Origin of the sequence: Streptomyces sp. NPDC019890, from assembly GCF_044903445.1 — a bacterium.
Taxonomy (GTDB): domain Bacteria; phylum Actinomycetota; class Actinomycetes; order Streptomycetales; family Streptomycetaceae; genus Streptomyces.
In genome coordinates this window covers 85,041-102,868 of sequence record NZ_JBJDQK010000003.1, presented here as the reverse complement: position 1 = coordinate 102,868, position 17,828 = coordinate 85,041, and the positions used below count along the sequence as shown (strand labels likewise).

The following is a 17,828-nucleotide window of genomic DNA, read 5'->3' as shown; positions in this document are numbered from 1 at the left end:
CAACCGCAGGGGCTGCGCTACGACGAACCGTCGCGGTTAGCGCGAGACCTTGCCGGCCTTGATGCACGAGGTGCAGACGTTGAGCCGCTTCGGCGTCCGACCGACCACTGCACGCACACGCTGGATGTTCGGGTTCCAGCGACGGGACGTACGGCGGTGCGAGTGCGAAATGTTGTTGCCGAAGCCCGGCCCCTTGCCGCAGACGTCGCAGTTGGCAGCCACGGGTCACTCCAAAGACTTCAGATGCACTTACAGTGAAATCCGGCGTGCCGGAAATCAGTTGTCTGATCGGTGGCTTTGCCGGGGGAATGGCCCGACTTTCATCGGGCAACCGGAGCAGCATACAACGACTGCGTCCGAGATACGAAACTACCACGGTCTGCCCCGCCCCCGACCGGGCCAGTGCCCCCGGCAGGGGTCTACCCTGCGGTGCAACCCGCTGCCGACGGCCCGTGCCGGCCGACCGAGGAGGATCACCAGGTGCCAGAGAAGGAGGGGCGGCCCGCAGAGCCTCCCTTGACGGCGGCAGTGCGAGACGGGCGGGCCCTGGACGCCGCAGAGGTTCGCGCCTGGTGCTCACTGGCGCTGGAGGCACTGGGACGGGAGCGCGAGGAGATCGACGCGATCAACGTCTATCCGGTCGCGGACGGTGACACCGGCACGAATCTGTATCTGACCGTGGAATCCGCGGCCCAGGCCGTCGAGGCGGTCTTCGCAGCGCACGAGACCGGGTCGTCCGTGCCCGCGGCGGCCGATGTGGTGCGGGCGATGGCCCACGGGGCACTGCTCGGCGCACGCGGGAACTCCGGGACGATCCTGGCGCAGCTGCTGCGGGGCATGGCGGAGCGGAGCAGTGAAGACGATCACCTGGCCGGTGCGCTGCGTCGGGCCTCGGCGCTGGCACGCGAGGCGGTCGCGCATCCCGTCGAGGGCACGATCCTGAGCGTGGCGAGGGCGGCGGCGGAGGCGGCTGCGAAGGCCGCTCCGGGCTCGCTGGGCGATACGGCCCGTGCGGCGTACGAGGGGGCACGGGCCGCGCTGGACGCGACTCCCGGGCAGCTGGCCGTACTCGGCCGGGCCGGAGTGGTCGACGCGGGCGGCCGCGGGCTGCTCGCGGTGCTGGGGGCGCTGGTCGAGGCGCTTTCGGGGGAGGCCCCGGCGGCTCCGGCGCTCGCCCATGTGCGCCCTGCGGCTGCGGCGGCACTTGCGCAGCCGTGTGCGGACGGAGGCCCGGCCTTCGAGGTGATCTACCTCCTGGAGGCGGACGACGCGGCGGTGGCCAGGCTGCGGACCCGGCTCGACGGGCTCGGCGACTCGCTCGTCGTCGTGGGCGGCGACGGCCTGTGGAACGTCCATGTGCACGTCGACGACGCGGGCGCGGCGGTGGAGGCGGGCGTCGAGGCGGGGCGGCCGTACCGGATCCGTATCACGCACTTCGACACCGCGGCGGCTGAATCGCGGGAACAGGTGCAGCGGGCGGTCGTCGTGGTGGTCCCCGGGGACGGTGTGGCGGGCCTGTGCGCGGAAGCGGGCGCGACGACGGTGCTCGCGCGGCCGGGGGAGCCGCCGGCCAGCGGCGAGCTGATCGACGCGATCCGGCGCGCGCATGCCCGGGAGGTCGTCCTGCTGCCGAACTCGGCGGAGCTGCGGCACACCGCCGCGGCGGCCGCGGAACAGGCTCGCACGGAGGGGGTACGGGTCGCCCTCATCCCCACCCGCGCGGCGGTCCAGGGCATCGCGGCGCTCGCCGTCCACGAGCCGGACCGCCGCTTCGACGAGGACGTGGTCGCGATGACGGCGGCGGCGGGGGCGACCCGTTATGCCGAACTGGCCGTCGCGGAACGGCAGTCGTGGACGTCGGCGGGCGTGTGCCAGGCCGGTGACGTCCTCGGCCTGATCGACGGCGACGTGGCGGTGATCGGCGAGGACCTGCCGGGCACGGCGGAGGCGGTGCTGTCCAGGATGCTGTCGGCGGGCGGCGAGTTGGTGACCCTGATCCTGGGCGATGACGTCCCGGACGGGGACGCCGTGACGGCGCGCCTGGAGAGGTATGTGCGCGAGGGCTACTTGGCGGTGGACACGGTGGTGTACCGGGGCGGTCGGGGGGCGTCGCCGCTGCTGATCGGGGTGGAGTAGGGGGAGCGGCCGGCTGCGATGCGCGGGGGGCCTGGGGTTTCCCCCACCCCGCCCTCCCTCAGAGCTTCGCCGGGGGAGGGCGGGACAGGGGAGCAACCCTCTACCCGCGGCCCAGATACTCCAGCACCGCCGCCGCCTCCTTCCTGCGGTCCGGCGCCGCACCCTCCTCCACCGACTCGTAGCGCGCCAGCACTCCCCGCGCCCGGCCCTCCGCCGTGGCCGTGCGGCCCAGGTCCGCCTCCAGCCAGGCCGCCAGCAGTTCCGACTTCGTGCGTAGGTCGGTGTAGTCCGCGCCCGCCTCCGCGAAGGCCGAGACGGCCTTGTCGGCGCACGACACCGCCTCCTCGTACGCCGCACGGGCCGTGCCGTCCGGGTCCTCGTCGCCCGGCTCTCCCTCGCAGGAGTCCGCGATCAGCTCTGCCGTCTGCCGGTACGTGTCGGCCAGCTCCGCACGCAGGCGGTCGCGAGCCTGAGGGTCGGCCGACGGGACGGCCTGCTCGCACTCGTGCGCCGCCGCGGTCATCAGTTCGCGCGCAGCCTCCGGCCCCGCCTGCCCCTCGCGCACCGCGATCCACGCCCGCACCCGCAGGGTGCGCACCAGCGCGTGGATGTCGCCGAGGCCGCGCCAGAGCTCGCCGGCACGCTGATAGGCGAGCTCCGCCTCGGAGTTGAGCTCGGCCCGGTACAGCGCCTGGCCCGCCAGATTCGCGAGCATCGCGTGGTCGCGCTGCTCCGGCCACCCCTGAGCGATGTCCGCCGCCTTCAGCCAGTGCCCGGCTGCCTCCCGCGGCTCGCCCAGCGAGGTCAGGCAGTCGCCCAGCCACCACAGGGTCTGCACGATCATGCCCTCGCCGTGGTCGTCCGCGGTCAGGTCGGGCAGTACGGCCTCCAGCACCGCCGCGCTCTCGTCCACCCGTCCGAGCTCCAGCAGGAACCCGCCGAGCTTGTGCCGCGCGTATGCGCCGATGCCGGTGCCCTCGCCCGCCTCGTCGGCCCAGTGCGCCGCCTCCAGGGCGTGCTCCGCCGCCTCCTCGGGCTTGCCCGCGTCGGCGAGGGTTTCGACGAGCTGGAGGTGGAGCCTGGCGCGGCCGCCCGGCTCCGGGAAGTGCGCCGCGTGCTCCAGCGCGGCCCGGGACGCGCGCTCCGCGGACTCCAGGTCGCCCAGATGGCGGCTCACTCCGGCGAGCTGGGACTCGGGCTCGACCGCGTACCAGGGCCGGCCCGCCGCCACGTACTCCTCGGCGGAGCGGGCGTACAAATCCGCCGCTCCCTCCGCGCCGCCCCGGAACGCATTGATGTTGCCGAGGAAGGAGAGCGCCTCGGCGACGGCCGTGCGGACGCCGGGCTCCGTGCGGTGCGGCTCGGTGAAGGCGAGGAGCTCGCGCACGGCCTCCTCCAGCTCGGTGACCGCGGCTGCGGTGTCCTCGGCGTGCTGGATACGGTCGCTGAGGATGCGGACCCGGCACAGCAGGGCATGGGCCGCCTGGCGCGCGGTGGCGGAGCCTGCGGCGTGCAGGGCGAGCGCCCGGGCGACCGGTTCGGCCACGGCCGCCAGCGCCTCGTCGGAGCGTTCGTCCAGGCAGATGGCATACGCGGCCCTCGCCCCGGCCGCGGCGGCCTTCCCGGGTTCGCCTGCCGCCTCGTACCGGTCGGCCGCCGAACGGAACAGCTGGGCGGCCTCCGCCCCCGGCACCCGCGGGTCCATCGCCCGGTGCTCGTCGATCTCGGCCCGGTCGCGCTCGCCGAGCTCGGTGTTCCCTTGGCCGGCCGCCCGCGCGACGGCCGCCCATGCGGGCAGCGCGTCCGGGTGCTGAGCCTCGGAGAGCCGGCGGGCCTCGGCCAGCAGGGAGGCGAGATCGGACGCCGCGGGGGCCTGAGCCACGGCCGCGGGGGGCTGCACCGTCGCAGGACGGGCGGACCGTACACCCAGGGGCAGCCGGTCGAGCAGCGGTGCGCGGTCCATGCGTTCGCGGATGGTCGCCGTCGTATGCGCGTTGCCGTTGCGCCCGTCGAAGCGCGCGGCCAGCGCGAGAGCCTCCTCGCGCGCGTGCACGGCGAGTTCGCGTGCGCTCCAGGTGCGGCCGCCCGGACCCGGCAGGCTCTGATCTCCGTGACCGAGCGCCGTGAGCCGGTCCGTGAGCAGCGCCGTGACGGCCAGGAAGGCCAGCAGACTGCTCGGCTCCCCGGTGTCCGTGAAGTACGCGGGACGCTCGGCGAGGATCTCGAGACCGCGTGCCTCATTGCCGGTCAGCGCGCAGAACTCGACGTGCTGGGCGACGGCGCTGCGCATGCTCTCCTTGGGCCGTACGAGGCGGTAGCCGCGCAGATGGTGCGCGCGGGCCTCCTCGGCGCGGCCCAGGCGCAGCAGTGGCAGCAGCGAGGACGAGAGCACCGCATGCGGCTCGTGAGCGCAGCTGAACTCGCCCTCCAGCACCGGCCGCCAGGTCTCCAGTGCGTCCGCCTCGGCACCGCGGTCCGCCTGCCAGGAGCCCTGGTTGCGCAACTCGCAGGCCCGGCAGTCGCTCTTGTCGTCGCGGTCGGCGGCCTGCCAGGCGCCGTAGGCCCGCTCGGCGCGCTCCATGTCGCCGAGGTGGCGTGCGATACGGAGCTCGCCCTGGCGCACGGCACGTTCGGAGTGGCCGGCCACCCGATAGCGGTGCTCCATCTCGGCCTGCCACTTCTCGATGGAGGCGAGCGGAATGTGCGGCTGGTCGATCATGCCGCTGGAGACCCACTTGAACTTCCAGAACAGACTGTGGATCTGCTGGCCGTCGAAGTCCTCGGGCCGCTGCTCCCACATGCGCAGCAGCCGCGCGAACGGGACGAACATCTTGTCCGGCTCGGAGCTGTAGTTGTAGACCTGCATCAGATGGTTCAGGCCGTCGATGAGCAGTTGGGTGTCGCCGTGCTGCTCGATCTCGGCGAAAAGACGCTCCGCGCGGGCGTTGCGCGCCGGCCCCTCCGGCTCCTCGTGGTTGTCCCACAGGGCCTGACGCAGCGTCGTCGCATCAAGGCTCATCGGCCGTTCTCCTGATCGTGGGTGGCCCATTCGAGCAGCCCGATGAAGGCCCGGTTGAGGAGCGCCGAGTCGGCGGGGCGCAGCGGGCGCTGGGCCATCAGCAGGGCCTGCCCGTAGAGCGCCTCCGTCGCCGTCCCGGCGAGCTCCTTGTCGTCGAGTGAACTGATCCTTCGGATCAGCGGGTTGAGGTGGTTCAGCACGAGGCGGGCCCGTGGCGCGCTGCCGCGCAGCGACCCGAGGATGCCCGCCCACAGGTCGTCCGCCTGCTCCTCGGCCTCCGCACGCGCCTGTTCGTGCCGGGCGGCCCGGTCGTCGAGATGCAGCGCGGGCACGGTCAGCGGGTGGAAGGCGCGCAGCGCCACATCGCAGCCGAGCGAGTCGAGCTTGGCGCGGGCAGCGGCCAGAAAGCCCGCAAGAGCGAGCTCCTCGGCCGGATCGACGGCGTCCAGATGCGCGGTGACGGTGTCGGCGTCGAGCTCGGCGACCACTGTGCCGGGACGGACCGAGGGCAGCAGCTCGACCAGCTCGGTGTCGTACGTGTAGCCGCCGTTGATCACCCCGATGCCCTGCGCCGACGCTATCGGGGCGACCTGCCGGTACTCCTCGACCGTGCGCGTGAAGTGCACGACGGGGTGCCGCAGCGCGAACTCCTCGAGCGAGAGCCGGCCGTCCGTGGTCTCGAACGGCAGCCACGGCAGCATCGTGCGCAGCATGTCGGTGTCATGCCTGGCCAGGGACTTCACACCCAGATGATGGACCGACAGGAACTGCGCGAGCCTTTCGGGATCGCCCGCGGCAAGACCCGTCAGCCACTCCCTGATCCGGCCGCCCAGCGCCTCCCGTACGGCCGCGAGCGTCTCGTCCGCGTACAGCGACTCGCGCGACGCGGTGGGCCGCAGCGAGTCGGTGTCGATGACGCAGCGTACGAAGAAGGCCCAGTCGGGCAGGAGTTCATCGGCACGGTCGGTGAGCAGCATGCCCTTCAAGTGCACACGGTGACCGGAGCGCTGGGCCGGGCTGACGGCGGACGGCAGGACATACGCCACCCCGCGCACCCCGGCGACCGGCAGATTGAGGTCGACCGAGTCGAGCGGGCTGAAGCCGAAGAGGTCGTGGCAGTGGCGCGCGAGTGCCACCCGGCGGGCCGATGGACCGGGATAAGGACGGTCCCAGGGCGCCGGCAGCTCGGTCACGGCTGTCTCGCCGACCCGTACGTCGTACGGCAGCAGGGAACCGAAATCGCGGGCGAGCGCCAGCACCCGCTCCTCGGTCAGCCAGTCGCCGCTGCCGGGCCGGGCGGTCAGATGCACGGTCGTCCCCGGCTCGGGGTGCGCGCTGTCCGGCAGGGTCCGCACGGTGTACGAACCGTCGTCGCGCGCCGCCCACTCCACGGGTGGCGCGTCCGGCGTCCGGGCCGATCTGCTGACCACGCGGATCTCCGCGGCGACGACGAAACAGGCGAGCAGCCCGATGCCGAACTGCCCGAGGAACTCGGCCCGCGCCGACTCCAGACCGTCGCGCTTGGAGCTGCGGCCGATGGTGGCGAGCAGGCTGTGCACGTCCTTCTCGGTCAGGCCGATGCCGGAGTCCTCGACGCGCAGCCGTCCGTCGTCGGCGAACAACCGCACCTGCGCGGGCGCGTCCGGCTGTTCGGCGCGCCGGGCCGTGATCGCGTCCACGGCGTTCTGCAGCAACTCGCGCAGATAGACCTTGGGGCTCGAGTAGAGGTGATGGGAGAGCAGATCCACCAGGCCGCGCAGGTCGACCTGGAAGGTGTGCGGTGTCTGATCAGCAGTCATCGTCACAGCGCCGGTGGGGGGACGGACGACGGCGCGGGTCGGGCGATCCCGTGGGCGGTGATCGCGGGGAGACGTGGGAAGTCGCGTCATCCTAGGGGCCGCGGCACGGTGGTGACCAGCGGTTATCCACAGGTGCGCGACGTCTGTCAGTGGTGTGGTGTGCAATGGATCGCGTGCCCGCGCTCGACGAACCCCTCAAGAAGACGCTCGGCCCCGCCACCGCGAAGGTGATGGCCGAGCATCTCGACCTGCACACCCTCGGCGATCTGCTGCACCACTATCCGCGCAGGTATGCGGAGCGGGGCGAGCTCACGCTCCTGTCCGAGCTGCCGCTGGACGAGCATGTCACGGTGGTGGCACAGGTCGCGAGCGCGCGCGTGCTGACCTTCAGCGGAGCCAAGGGCAGGGGCCAGCGTCTTGAGGTCGTCATCACGGACGGCAGCGGTCAGCTGCAACTGGTCTTCTTCGGCAAGGGCGTCCACAAACCGCACAAGGATCTTCTGCCCGGCACCCGCGCGATGTTCGCCGGGAAGGTGTCCGTCTTCAACCGCAGGCTGCAGCTCGCCCACCCTGCGTACGAACTGCTCACCGGAGACAGTGACGAGGCCGTCGACTCCTGGGCCGGAGCCCTCATCCCGATCTACCCGGCCACCACCAAGCTGGAGTCCTGGAAGATCGCCAAGGCGGTCGACGCCGTGCTGCCGAGCGCCCGGGAGGCAGCCGACCCGCTGCCCGAGGCGCTGCGCGCGGGCCGCGGCCTCCTTCCGCTTCCCGAGGCCCTGCTGAAGATCCACCGCCCGCACACCAAGGCGGACATCGCCGGCGCGCGCGACCGCCTGAAATGGGACGAGGCCTTCGTCCTCCAGGTGGCGCTCGCCCGCCGTCGGTACGCCGACACGCAACTGCCCGCCGTGGCGCGCAAGCCCAGGCCGGACGGCCTGCTCGACGCCTTCGACGCCAAGCTGCCCTTCACCCTCACCGAGGGCCAGCAGAAGGTCACCAAGGAGATCTTCGACGACCTGGCGACCGAGCACCCGATGCACCGTCTCCTCCAGGGCGAGGTCGGCTCCGGCAAGACGATGGTGGCGCTGCGCGCGATGCTCACCGTCGTCGACGCCGGCGGTCAGGCGGCCATGCTCGCGCCCACCGAAGTCCTCGCCCAGCAGCACCACCGCTCGATCACCGAGATGATGGGCGAGCTCGCCGAGGGCGGGATGCTCGGCGGGGCCGAGCACGCCACCAAGGTGGTGCTGCTGACCGGCTCGATGGGCGCCGCCGCGCGCCGGCAGGCGCTGCTCGATCTGGTGACCGGTGAGGCCGGGATCGTGATCGGCACGCATGCGCTGATCGAGGACAAGGTGCAGTTCCACGATCTGGGGCTGGTCGTCGTGGACGAGCAGCACCGCTTCGGCGTGGAGCAGCGTGACGCGCTGCGCTCCAAGGGCAAGCAGCCGCCGCATCTGCTGGTCATGACGGCCACCCCCATTCCTCGTACGGTCGCCATGACGGTCTTCGGCGATCTGGAGACCTCGGTGCTGGACCAGCTGCCGGCCGGGCGTTCGCCGATCGCCAGCCATGTGGTCCCGGCGCAGGACAAGCCGCACTTCCTGGCGCGTGCCTGGGAGCGGGTGCGCGAAGAGGTGGAGAACGGCCATCAGGCGTATGTCGTGTGTCCCCGCATCGGCGACGGCGAGGACGAGCCGAAGAAGAAGTCCGCCGAGGACGAGGCCGAGAAGCGCCCGCCGCTGGCCGTGCTGGAGATCGCCGAGCAGCTCGCGGCGGGCCCTCTGAAGGGGCTGCGTGTCGAGGTGCTGCACGGCCGGATGCAGCCCGACGACAAGGACGACGTCATGCGCCGCTTCGCCGCGGGCGATGTGGACGTCCTGGTCGCCACCACCGTCATCGAGGTCGGTGTGAACGTCCCCAACGCCACCGCCATGGTGATCATGGACGCGGACCGGTTCGGGGTCTCGCAGCTGCACCAGCTCCGCGGCCGGGTCGGCCGTGGCGCGGCGCCCGGGCTCTGTCTCCTCGTCACCGAAATGCCCGAGGCCGCTCCGGCCCGGGCCCGGCTCGGCGCGGTCGCCGCCACACTGGACGGCTTCGAGCTCTCCCGTATCGACCTGGAACAGCGCCGTGAGGGCGATGTGCTGGGCCAGGCCCAGTCCGGCGTGCGCTCCTCGCTGCGGATGCTCACCGTCATCGACGACGAGGAGGTCATCGCGGCCGCCCGGGAGGAGGCCGTCGCGATCGTCACCGCGGATCCGGATCTTGAGCAGCTGCCCGAGCTGCGTACGGCGCTGGACGCGTTGCTCGACACGGAGCGCGAGCAGTACCTCGACAAGGGCTGAACTGACGGAAGCGCGATACGAGCGCGCTGAACCTGAGCGACGGCCTATCGTTTAAGCACATCCGCTCGTTCAAGCACATCCGCCTCCGGCTCGAAGGACGTCAGACTCAGATGACCCGCGTGATCGCCGGTGCGGCCGGCGGACGCCGTATCGCCGTCCCGCCCGGCACCGGCACCCGCCCCACCTCCGACCGCGCTCGCGAGGGGCTCTTCTCCAGCTGGGAGTCGCTGCTCGGCACCTTCAGCGGTATCCGCATCGCCGATCTGTACGCCGGCTCCGGCGCCGTCGGCCTGGAGGCACTCTCCCGCGGCGCGTCCCACGCCCTGCTCGTCGAGGCCGACAGCCGAGCCGCCCGCATCGTCCGCGAGAACGTCCGTGCGCTGGGACTGCCCGGCGCCGAAGTCCGTACCGGCAAAGCGGAACAGATCGTGACGGGTCCGGCCCCCGAGGCTCCGTACGACGTGGTCTTCCTGGACCCTCCGTACGCCGTCACCGACGACGATCTTCGCGAGATTCTGCTCACACTCCACACTCAGGGCTGGCTCGCGGACGATGCTGTCGCCACCGTGGAGCGCAGCACCAGAGGCGGCGAGTTCGTGTGGCCACAGGGTTTTGAGCCACTGCGGGCCCGTCGTTACGGCGAGGGCACGCTTTGGTACGGTCGCGCCGCCTCTACGTGCGAAGACGCACGATGAACGGACCGGAGAGCGAGGGACTTCAGTTGCGCCGCGCAGTCTGTCCGGGGTCATTCGACCCCATCACCAATGGACACCTCGACATCATTGCCCGCGCTTCCAAGCTGTACGACGTCGTACATGTCGCGGTGATGATCAACCAGTCCAAACAGGGACTCTTCACGGTGGAAGAGCGGATGGACCTGATCCGCCAGGTCACCGGCGAGTACGGAAACGTCGTGGTGGAGTCCCACCACGGCCTCCTCGTCGACTTCTGCAAGCAGCGCGACATCCCGGCCATCGTCAAAGGTCTGCGGGCCGTCAGCGACTTCGACTACGAGCTGCAGATGGCCCAGATGAACAACGGCCTCTCGGGTGTCGAGACGCTGTTCGTCCCGACCAACCCCACCTACAGCTTCCTCTCCTCCAGCCTGGTGAAGGAGGTCGCCGCGTGGGGCGGTGACGTCTCCCACCTGCTGCCTCCGGTGGTGCACGAGGCCCTGGTCCGGCGCCTCGCCGAGAAGTGATGAACTGACAGTCCATCACCCGGTGTCGGACGGGCGCCGACTGCCCGTACAGTCGTCCCGTCCGGCTCACATCAGGCAGAGAGTGGCGAACCACGGTGGACGTCCAGAAGAAGCTCGACGAGATCGTCGAGGCGGTCGGCAGCGCGCGGTCCATGCCCATGTCGGCTTCCTGCGTCGTGAACCGCGCCGAGCTGCTCGCCATGCTCGAAGAGGTCCGTCAGGCACTCCCGGGCTCGCTGGCCCAGGCCCAGGAGCTGATCGGCGGCCGTGAGCAGCTGGTGGAGCAGGCCCGTCAGGAGGCCGAGCGGATCATCGAGACCGCCCACGCCGAGCGCGGCTCGCTGATCTCGGACACCCAGGTCGCCCGCCAGTCCCAGGAGGAGGCGGACCGTATCCTCGCCGAGGCCCGCCGGGACGCGGAGGAGATCCGCGCCGAGGCCGACGACTACGTCGACTCCAAGCTCGCCAACTTCGAGGTCGTCCTGACCAAGACCATCGGCTCCGTCGACCGGGGCCGCGAGAAGCTGCTCGGCCGCGGCCCCGGGCTGGACGAGCAGGGGTACGCCGACGAGGACGCCCCGGAGTACAGCGCGGACCCGCAGACGCTCATCCAGCGCGCCGACGAGTACGTCGACGCCAAGCTCGGCGCCTTCGAGGCCGTGCTCTCCAAGACCCTCGACGCGGTCGGCCGCGGCCGACAGAAGCTGCACGGCCGCACCACCAGTGACGCCCTCGGCGAGCACATGGCCGCCCAGGACGCCGCGGGCACGCAGCACCACGCGAGCGACGCCGACTATCTGGCCGGTCTCGCGGAGCATGCCGAGCCGCAGCCCCAGGCGCAGGTCCCGGCCCAGCAGCACCAGTACCAGCCGCAGGCCGACCCGCAGCCCCAGATCGCGGCCCAGCAGGATCCGTACGCCGGGGGCACCTCGCATGCCGGAGGCTATGGGGGAGCGCCGCAGGAGGTGTACGCCGGCTATCAGCAGGATCCGTACGCCGCGTACCAGCAGCAGGGCTACGACCAGCAGCTGTACGCCCAGCAGGACCCGTACGTCTACCAGCAGCCGATGCCCGACCCGTCGCAGCAGCAGGTCCAGCAGCAGGGCGCCGCCCTCGACGAGACCAGCCTGTTCGACACCAGCATGATCGACCTGGAACAGCTGCGCCGTTACGAACAGGGGCGCTGAGCCCCGTACCCCTCGGGGCCGGGAAGCACCGGATTGGGTCTCAGGCGGCCCGTCCAGTATCCTGGCTCTTCGGTCGCGCGTACTCCGGCGATCCTGGCTGCCCGTTTCGACTCCGAACCGGGACGGCCCCTCCCCACGATCCGAAAGCAGGAAGAGCCCTGAACGCCCGCCTCGACCACCGCAACCCCCTCGTGTTCGACACGCACGAGCTGGGCCGGCGTCCCGGCGCGCTCCAGCGGCTGACCCGCTCGGCGGATGCCCCCAAGGACTTCGGTATCGAAGGGGTCATCGGCGTGCCGGAAGGCGCGCCCGTGGAACTCGACCTCCGCCTGGAGTCGGTGATGGAAGGTGTGCTTGTCACAGGCACCGCCCGTGCGACGGCCGAGGGGGAGTGCGTAAGGTGTCTGGAGCCGCTGCGCCAAGAGGTCGCGGCGGACTTCCAGGAGATGTTTTCGTACCCCGACGCCGATGACCGGGGCCGCAGTCGCACTGCGGAGCCGGTCGACGACGCCGAGGACGAAGACAGGCTCTTTCTCGAGGACGGCCTGTTCGACCTCGAACCCGTGCTGCGTGATGCGGTGGTGCTCGCACTGCCGATGCAGCCGGTGTGCCGGGAGACCTGTGCCGGCCTGTGCCCCGACTGCGGGATCAGGCTGGACGAGAACCCCGGCCACCACCATGACGCCGTCGACATCCGTTGGGCGGCACTGCAGGGACTCGCCGAGACCATTCAGGACGGCGAGAAGGACAACATGGGCGGCGCCGAAGCGGGCGTCGACGAGAAGCAGGAGAAGTAGCCGTGGCTGTTCCGAAGCGGAAGATGTCGCGCAGCAACACGCGCCACCGCCGGTCGCAGTGGAAGGCTGCGGTCCCCACCCTGGTTTCGTGTGAGCGTTGCCAGGAGCCGAAGCAGCAGCACATCGCGTGCCCGAGCTGCGGCACCTACAACAAGCGCCAGGTCCTCGAGGTCTGAGCGGCTGGTGAGAGGCCCGATGTCTGAGCTGTCCAATGCCAAGAAGCAGGCAGACGCAGTAAACACAGCCAACGCAGCCTCGTCCCACACGCTTCTGGAAGGGCGGCTCGGGTATCACCTCGAGTCCGCCCTTCTGGTGCGTGCGCTGACCCACCGTTCGTACGCGTACGAGAACGGCGGTCTGCCCACCAACGAGCGGCTCGAATTCCTCGGGGATTCGGTGCTCGGCCTGGTGGTCACCGACACGCTGTACCGAACCCACCCCGACCTGCCCGAGGGCCAGCTGGCCAAGTTGCGGGCCGCGGTGGTCAATTCGCGTGCGCTGGCGGAGGTCGGTCGTGGCCTTGAGCTCGGCCTCTTCATCCGGCTCGGCCGGGGCGAAGAGGGCACGGGCGGCCGGGACAAGGCGTCCATCCTCGCCGACACCCTGGAAGCGGTGATCGGCGCGGTCTATCTCGATCAGGGCCTCGAAGCGGCGTCCGAGCTGGTGCACCGGCTCTTCGACCCACTGATCGAGAAGTCCTCGAACCTTGGCGCCGGCCTGGACTGGAAGACCAGCCTCCAGGAGCTCACGGCCGCCGAGGGGCTCGGAGTACCGGAGTATCTCGTCACCGAGACCGGCCCGGACCACGAGAAGACCTTCACTGCTGCCGCCCGCGTCGGTGGTGTCTCGTACGGCACCGGCACCGGCCGCAGCAAGAAGGAAGCGGAGCAGCAGGCGGCGGAGTCCGCATGGCGGGAGATCCGTGCCGCCGCGGACGAGCGCGCGGCTGCCGCGAAGGCCGAAGCCGAGGCCGAAGCCAAAGCTGCCGAGGCCGAGGCTGCCGAAGCCGAGGCTGAGGCCCGGGTGGCGGCCGACGCGACCGCTGCTGATGGCGAAGGGGCCGCCGACGCCCCTTCGACCACCGGTTCCGCGGACCGGGCCACTGCCTGAGTCCACGTTTCCGCTTCCTCCCGTGAGGCCCCTCGCTCCCCAGGAGCGCAGGGGCCTCACTGGTTTCGCTGTCAGTGGCGAGAGGTACGCTGCGGGCGTCATCGCGAGAGTGTGAAGGAGCCCCGTGCCCGAGCTGCCCGAGGTCGAAGTCGTACGTCGCGGACTCCAGCGCTGGGTCAGCGGACGGACGATCGCCGAGGTACAGATCCTGCACCCGCGGGCGGTCCGGCGTCATACAGCCGGCGCCGAGGACTTCGCGGCCCGCCTCAGGGGCCACAGCGTCGGCATCGCCCGCCGCCGCGGCAAATACCTCTGGCTGCCGCTCGCGGACACGGACGCCTCGGTCCTCGGCCACCTCGGCATGAGCGGCCAGCTGCTCGTACAGCCCGAGGACGCCGCCGACGAGAAGCACCTGCGCATCCGGATCCGTTTCGACGACGGTCTCGGCACCGAGCTGCGCTTTGTCGACCAGCGCACCTTCGGCGGGCTTTCGCTGCACGACAACACCCCCGAAGGGCTGCCCGACGTCATCGCGCACATCGCTCGCGATCCGCTCGACCCGGCCTTCGACGACGCGGCCTTCCACACCGCGCTGCGGCTGCGCCGTACGACGATCAAGCGCGCGCTCCTCGACCAGTCGCTGATCAGCGGCGTGGGGAACATCTACGCGGACGAGGCGCTCTGGCGGGCGAAACTGCACTACGAGCGCCCCACGGCCTCTCTCGCCCGCCCCCGCTCCGTCGAACTGCTCTGTCATGTACGGGACGTGATGAACGCGGCCCTGGCTGTCGGCGGCACCAGCTTCGACAGCCTGTATGTGAACGTGAACGGCGAATCAGGCTATTTCGACCGGTCGTTGGACGCGTACGGCCGCGAGGACGAGCCCTGCCGCCGCTGCGGCACCCCGATGCGCCGACGCGCCTGGATGAACCGTTCCAGCTACTTCTGCCCGCGCTGTCAGCGGCTGCCGAGGCCCTCGCGCATCTCGTCGTAACGCTCCCGCGCCGCAAGCACCTCGGGCATCCGGCCCTCCACGAAGTGGATGAGACCCAGTAGCCGCTCGGCGACCTCTTGCCCCAGTGGGGTGAGCTCGTAGTCGACCCGCGGCGGGTTCGTCGGCTGCGCCTCCCGTCGTACGAGACCGTCGCGCTCCAGGGCGTGCAGGGTCTGGGACAGCATCTTCTCGCTCACGCCGTCGACCCGGCGGCGCAGCTCGTTGAAGCGGAACGTGCCGTCGTGCAGCGCTCCGATCGTGAGGCTGCCCCATCTGCCGGTGACGTCCTCCAGCGTGCCGCGCGAGGGACAGCTGCGGGAGAACACGTCAAAGGCGAGATCGCCGTCCGGACAGACTCCGCCGCTCTCTTCCCGGGTGCTGGTCTCGCTCGTCTCCATACAGCAACCATACTCGCGCGCAGCGCTAACCAATGGGTTGCGCTTTCTAAAGGTTAGTGTTTCTCTGGTGTCGCCAACGACGAGCACATCGCCTTCGAGGAGCCCCTACCGTGACCACGCCTGTTGTCTCGATCGCCTATCACTCTGGCTACGGCCACACCGCCGTCATCGCCGAGGCCGTCCGTGACGGTGCGGCCGCCGCCGGCGCCACCGTCCACCTGATCAAGGTCGACGAGATCGACGAGGCCCAGTGGGAGCTGCTCGACGGCTCCGACGCCATCGTCTTCGGGTCACCCACCTACATGGGGACCGCATCCGGCGCCTTCCACCAGTTCGCCGAGGACTCCTCCAAGCGCTGGTTCACCGACGCCTGGAAGGACAAGCTGGCGGCCGGCTTCTCCAACTCCGCCTCCAAGAGCGGCGACAAGCTGCACACGCTGCAGTACTTCGCGACGCTCGCCGCCCAGCACGGCATGCACTGGGTGAACCTCGGACTGAAGCCCGGATGGAACTCCACGGACGGCTCCGAGCACGACCTCAACCGCCTCGGTTTCTCCTTCGGAGCCGGTGCCCAGACGAACTCCGACGAGGGTCCGGAGGGCGTGCACAAGGCCGACATCGCGACCGCGCAGCACCTCGGCGGCCGGGTGGCGGAGACCGCTCGTACGTTCATCGCAGGCCGGGCGGCCGTCGACGCCTGACGCCGAACGCGGCCGTACACATACGCGGCCGTACACAGCAGAAGGGCCCGTCACCCAGGTGACGGGCCCTTCCACTGCGTGTGCTGTGTTCTACGTGTTCAGAAGCCGAAATCCTGGGTCCACCAGGGGCCGCCGTCGCCCATGACCACACCGACGCCCAGCGTCTTGTAGTCGCAGTTCAGGATGTTCGCGCGGTGACCGTCGCTGTTCATCCAGGAGTTCATCACCGCAGCCGCGTCGGCCTGACCACGGGCGATGTTCTCGCCTCCGAGACCCTGGATGCCCACCTGCGCGGCGCGGTCCCAGGGCGAGTCCCCGTCGGGGTCGGTGTGGTCGAAGAAGCCGCGCGTGGCCATGTCCGAGCTGAAGTTCCCGGCGAGGTCGGCCAGTGAGTCATCGGGGCGCACCGGGCTGCAGCCCACCTTCGCGCGCTCCTTGTTCACCAGGGTCAGGACCTCGGCCTCGGCGGCCGTCGCGGTGGAGGTGACGGGCTTGCGCACGGCGGAGCGGACGGGGGCGCGCGTCTCGGTGCGTGTCGGGCTCGCGCTCTTCGTCTTCTGCTCCGCCACCGGGGCCTTCGTCTGCTTCGACGGAGTGGCCGATGGCTTGGTCGGCGTGGGGGAGGGGGTCTTCGACGGTGCCTGCGGGCGCGGCGCGGTCCGGCTCGGGGATGCCGAGACGCTGTTCGTCGGCTCGGCGCTGGCGTCGCCCTGGGTCTGCAGCTTCGCGGAGCCCTCGGTGCGTATCTGCCCGCTCGGCTCGCTGTCGCCGCTGACATTGAATGTGTCGCCGCCAGGCAGCAGGCCGGACGCGACGGCGACAGCGCCTACCGCCATGGCCGCAGACGCACCGAGCAGCCCGGTGCGTACGGGTATGCCCGCCCGCTTCTTCCGGCGTGCACCACCCCGGTGACTGCGTTCCGTACCGTCCGCGTAATCGTGCGCGGCGGGTGCAGCGGTGGAGCGACGATGGCGTCCCATCTGCTGTGCCTTCCTCATGCTCGACGAAGCTCGACGGTCAGACGTCAAACTCACTCACCCATTCGAGTGAGGCTCATTCCGACGGGACTGTACGCCATGACGCGTGGGGACGAAGTGCTTCGAGAGCATTTGGGCCGTTACCTTGCAGCCATGAATGATGTTGCACGGCTCACTGCCTGGGTACGCGGCCGAGTACAGGGAGTGGGCTTCCGCTGGTTCACCAGGGCCAATGCACTGGAGATCGGAAGCCTTACGGGATTCGCCGTCAATCTGGACGACGGCCGGGTGCAGGTTGTTGCCGAAGGGCCACGTGAGAATTGCCACCGTCTGCTGGAGTGGTTGCGTTCCGACGACACACCCGGGCGGGTAGACGGTGTCACGGAGATCTGGGACACCCCGCGCGGCGGCTACGACGGCTTCGCGATCCGCTGAGGTAACCACGCAATTTCATGCCGTGAGCGGCGCTGCTCAGCTGCCGTCGGCACCCGCCGGGGGCGGAAATCGCCTGGTGGTTGCCAAGAAGGGGTTGTCGTGCCAGGCTGCGGCATTAAGAATGATCTCTACGCCCCCAGGGCCCCGCAGATGAGGCTGCGCCGCATGTTCAGCGGCCATATGCCCCCGGGTTTGCCCGTTGATGCCGGGCGTGATCGTGTTGACCGTCAAACTTTTTGGTGAGACTCTGGAAGCCCCGCGCACCTTAGCTGTTTGGCAGTAAGAACCGCAGTGATATCAGCAGTAACAAGCACTGCCGAGCACCGCGGGTGCGAATCCCTCACGACCCACACCGCATTCGGTCGGTCACTCAGTGTGGAGGACCATCCATCATGGCAAAGGCGCTTCTCGGTTACGTCGGCGGTTCCGACCCGCGACTCCTCGCCGAGATGCGACGGCTTCAGCAGCGCGTCCAGGACCTTGAATCCGAGCTTGTACGGATCCAGTCCGAGAATGACGCGCTCAACGCTGCCGTCGCCAAGCACCCTGGAGAGTCGTTGCTTGACGGCATCGACATCGACGTACCTCAGGCTGAGCCTGCGCTCACCTGAGCCGGCGATCGCTGGAGAATCATCGCTCAAGATGTGCAAGGGACGCTTCGGCGTCCCTTCTTTCTTTGCCGTCCCACCCCGGCGGCTCATTCTTAACGTCTGATGTGCCCTG

Annotated in this window: 17 protein-coding genes; 12 read left to right on the top strand and 5 right to left on the bottom strand. The window is 70.2% G+C overall.

What is annotated here, in order from left to right:
* Nucleotides 1-36: 36 nt before the first annotated feature.
* Nucleotides 37-222 carry a 50S ribosomal protein L28 gene (rpmB, locus tag ACI2LP_RS08855; protein WP_003957616.1) on the bottom strand — a complete coding sequence of 62 codons (186 nt, stop codon included), beginning with the start codon at nt 220-222 and terminating at the stop codon, nt 37-39.
* A 306-nt stretch (nt 223-528) separates the two neighbouring features.
* Between rpmB and ACI2LP_RS08850 the strand changes: the two genes are divergently transcribed.
* On the top strand, nt 529-2,136 hold the full coding sequence (locus ACI2LP_RS08850) for a DAK2 domain-containing protein (RefSeq protein ID WP_404724428.1): 1,608 nt from the start codon (nt 529-531) through the stop codon (nt 2,134-2,136).
* A 100-nt stretch (nt 2,137-2,236) separates the two neighbouring features.
* On the opposite strand, the gene ACI2LP_RS08845 is transcribed toward ACI2LP_RS08850, so the two are convergent.
* Together ACI2LP_RS08845 and ACI2LP_RS08840 are read right to left on the bottom strand one after the other, a co-directional pair.
* Nucleotides 2,237-5,155 (bottom strand): tetratricopeptide repeat protein, encoded by a 2,919-nt coding sequence (locus tag ACI2LP_RS08845; RefSeq protein WP_404723839.1) that lies wholly within the window; start codon nt 5,153-5,155, stop codon nt 2,237-2,239.
* Nucleotides 5,152-6,954 carry an HSP90 family protein gene (locus ACI2LP_RS08840; protein ID WP_404723838.1) on the bottom strand — a complete coding sequence of 601 codons (1,803 nt, stop codon included), beginning with the start codon at nt 6,952-6,954 and terminating at the stop codon, nt 5,152-5,154. The genes ACI2LP_RS08845 and ACI2LP_RS08840 overlap by 4 nt, the downstream gene beginning before the upstream one ends.
* 164 nt (nt 6,955-7,118) lie before the next feature.
* On the opposite strand from ACI2LP_RS08840, the gene recG reads away from it, so the two are divergent.
* The 8 genes from recG to mutM all read left to right on the top strand — a co-directional run bounded on the left by recG (nt 7,119) and on the right by mutM (nt 14,594).
* On the top strand, nt 7,119-9,305 hold the full coding sequence (gene recG / locus ACI2LP_RS08835; protein ID WP_404723837.1) for an ATP-dependent DNA helicase RecG: 2,187 nt from the start codon (nt 7,119-7,121) through the stop codon (nt 9,303-9,305).
* A gap of 110 nt (nt 9,306-9,415) precedes the next feature.
* On the top strand, nt 9,416-10,000 hold the full coding sequence (rsmD, locus tag ACI2LP_RS08830; protein ID WP_404723836.1) for a 16S rRNA (guanine(966)-N(2))-methyltransferase RsmD: 585 nt from the start codon (nt 9,416-9,418) through the stop codon (nt 9,998-10,000).
* 26 nt (nt 10,001-10,026) lie between these two features.
* Complete coding sequence (gene coaD / locus ACI2LP_RS08825; protein ID WP_360877510.1) at nt 10,027-10,506, top strand: pantetheine-phosphate adenylyltransferase; 480 nt, start codon at nt 10,027-10,029, stop codon at nt 10,504-10,506.
* 95 nt (nt 10,507-10,601) lie between these two features.
* Nucleotides 10,602-11,693: an ATP synthase F0 subunit B gene (locus ACI2LP_RS08820; RefSeq protein ID WP_404723835.1), complete on the top strand. Its 1,092-nt coding sequence runs from the start codon at nt 10,602-10,604 to the stop codon at nt 11,691-11,693.
* A gap of 191 nt (nt 11,694-11,884) precedes the next feature.
* Nucleotides 11,885-12,490 carry a YceD family protein gene (locus ACI2LP_RS08815; protein ID WP_404723834.1) on the top strand — a complete coding sequence of 202 codons (606 nt, stop codon included), beginning with the start codon at nt 11,885-11,887 and terminating at the stop codon, nt 12,488-12,490.
* Between the two features lie 2 nt (nt 12,491-12,492).
* Entirely contained in the window at nt 12,493-12,666 is a 174-nt protein-coding gene (rpmF, locus tag ACI2LP_RS08810; protein ID WP_026165248.1) for a 50S ribosomal protein L32, read from the top strand.
* Nucleotides 12,667-12,685: 19 nt separating this feature from the next.
* Nucleotides 12,686-13,600 (top strand): ribonuclease III, encoded by a 915-nt coding sequence (gene rnc, locus ACI2LP_RS08805; RefSeq protein ID WP_404723833.1) that lies wholly within the window; start codon nt 12,686-12,688, stop codon nt 13,598-13,600.
* Between the two features lie 124 nt (nt 13,601-13,724).
* On the top strand, nt 13,725-14,594 hold the full coding sequence (gene mutM, locus ACI2LP_RS08800) for a bifunctional DNA-formamidopyrimidine glycosylase/DNA-(apurinic or apyrimidinic site) lyase (RefSeq protein ID WP_404723832.1): 870 nt from the start codon (nt 13,725-13,727) through the stop codon (nt 14,592-14,594).
* Here the strand turns inward: mutM and ACI2LP_RS08795 are convergent.
* The gene (locus ACI2LP_RS08795) at nt 14,558-14,992 is read right to left on the bottom strand and encodes a winged helix-turn-helix transcriptional regulator (protein ID WP_404723831.1); all 435 of its coding nucleotides are present in this window, start codon (nt 14,990-14,992) and stop codon (nt 14,558-14,560) included. The genes mutM and ACI2LP_RS08795 overlap by 37 nt on opposite strands.
* Nucleotides 14,993-15,102: 110 nt before the next feature.
* On the opposite strand from ACI2LP_RS08795, the gene ACI2LP_RS08790 reads away from it, so the two are divergent.
* Nucleotides 15,103-15,693, top strand: a complete 591-nt coding sequence (locus tag ACI2LP_RS08790) for a flavodoxin family protein (protein ID WP_404723830.1) — start codon at nt 15,103-15,105, stop codon at nt 15,691-15,693.
* 98 nt (nt 15,694-15,791) lie between these two features.
* Here ACI2LP_RS08790 and ACI2LP_RS08785 read toward each other — a convergent pair whose 3' ends face one another.
* Nucleotides 15,792-16,673 (bottom strand): CAP domain-containing protein, encoded by an 882-nt coding sequence (locus tag ACI2LP_RS08785; RefSeq protein WP_404723829.1) that lies wholly within the window; start codon nt 16,671-16,673, stop codon nt 15,792-15,794.
* 150 nt (nt 16,674-16,823) lie between these two features.
* Here ACI2LP_RS08785 and ACI2LP_RS08780 point away from each other — a divergent pair, with 150 nt between their 5' ends.
* Nucleotides 16,824-17,105, top strand: coding sequence for an acylphosphatase (locus ACI2LP_RS08780; protein WP_404723828.1), 282 nt, complete (start codon nt 16,824-16,826; stop codon nt 17,103-17,105).
* A gap of 392 nt (nt 17,106-17,497) precedes the next feature.
* Nucleotides 17,498-17,716, top strand: coding sequence for a hypothetical protein (locus tag ACI2LP_RS08775; RefSeq protein ID WP_313943858.1), 219 nt, complete (start codon nt 17,498-17,500; stop codon nt 17,714-17,716).
* Nucleotides 17,717-17,828: the final 112 nt, after the last annotated feature.

What these genes read in the sequence shown, in the direction of transcription:
- rnc (WP_404723833.1), top strand. Translation starts at nt 12,686, where the DNA reads ATGTCTGAGCTGTCCAATGCCAAGAAGCAGGCAGACGCAGTAAACACA.
- recG (WP_404723837.1), top strand. Translation starts at nt 7,119, where the DNA reads ATGGATCGCGTGCCCGCGCTCGACGAACCCCTCAAGAAGACGCTCGGC.
- rsmD (WP_404723836.1), top strand. Translation starts at nt 9,416, where the DNA reads ATGACCCGCGTGATCGCCGGTGCGGCCGGCGGACGCCGTATCGCCGTC.
- ACI2LP_RS08775 (WP_313943858.1), top strand. Translation starts at nt 17,498, where the DNA reads ATGGCAAAGGCGCTTCTCGGTTACGTCGGCGGTTCCGACCCGCGACTC.
- ACI2LP_RS08845 (WP_404723839.1), bottom strand. Translation starts at nt 5,155, where the DNA reads ATGAGCCTTGATGCGACGACGCTGCGTCAGGCCCTGTGGGACAACCAC.
- ACI2LP_RS08795 (WP_404723831.1), bottom strand. Translation starts at nt 14,992, where the DNA reads ATGGAGACGAGCGAGACCAGCACCCGGGAAGAGAGCGGCGGAGTCTGT.
- ACI2LP_RS08840 (WP_404723838.1), bottom strand. Translation starts at nt 6,954, where the DNA reads ATGACTGCTGATCAGACACCGCACACCTTCCAGGTCGACCTGCGCGGC.
- ACI2LP_RS08780 (WP_404723828.1), top strand. Translation starts at nt 16,824, where the DNA reads ATGAATGATGTTGCACGGCTCACTGCCTGGGTACGCGGCCGAGTACAG.
- ACI2LP_RS08785 (WP_404723829.1), bottom strand. Translation starts at nt 16,673, where the DNA reads ATGGGACGCCATCGTCGCTCCACCGCTGCACCCGCCGCGCACGATTAC.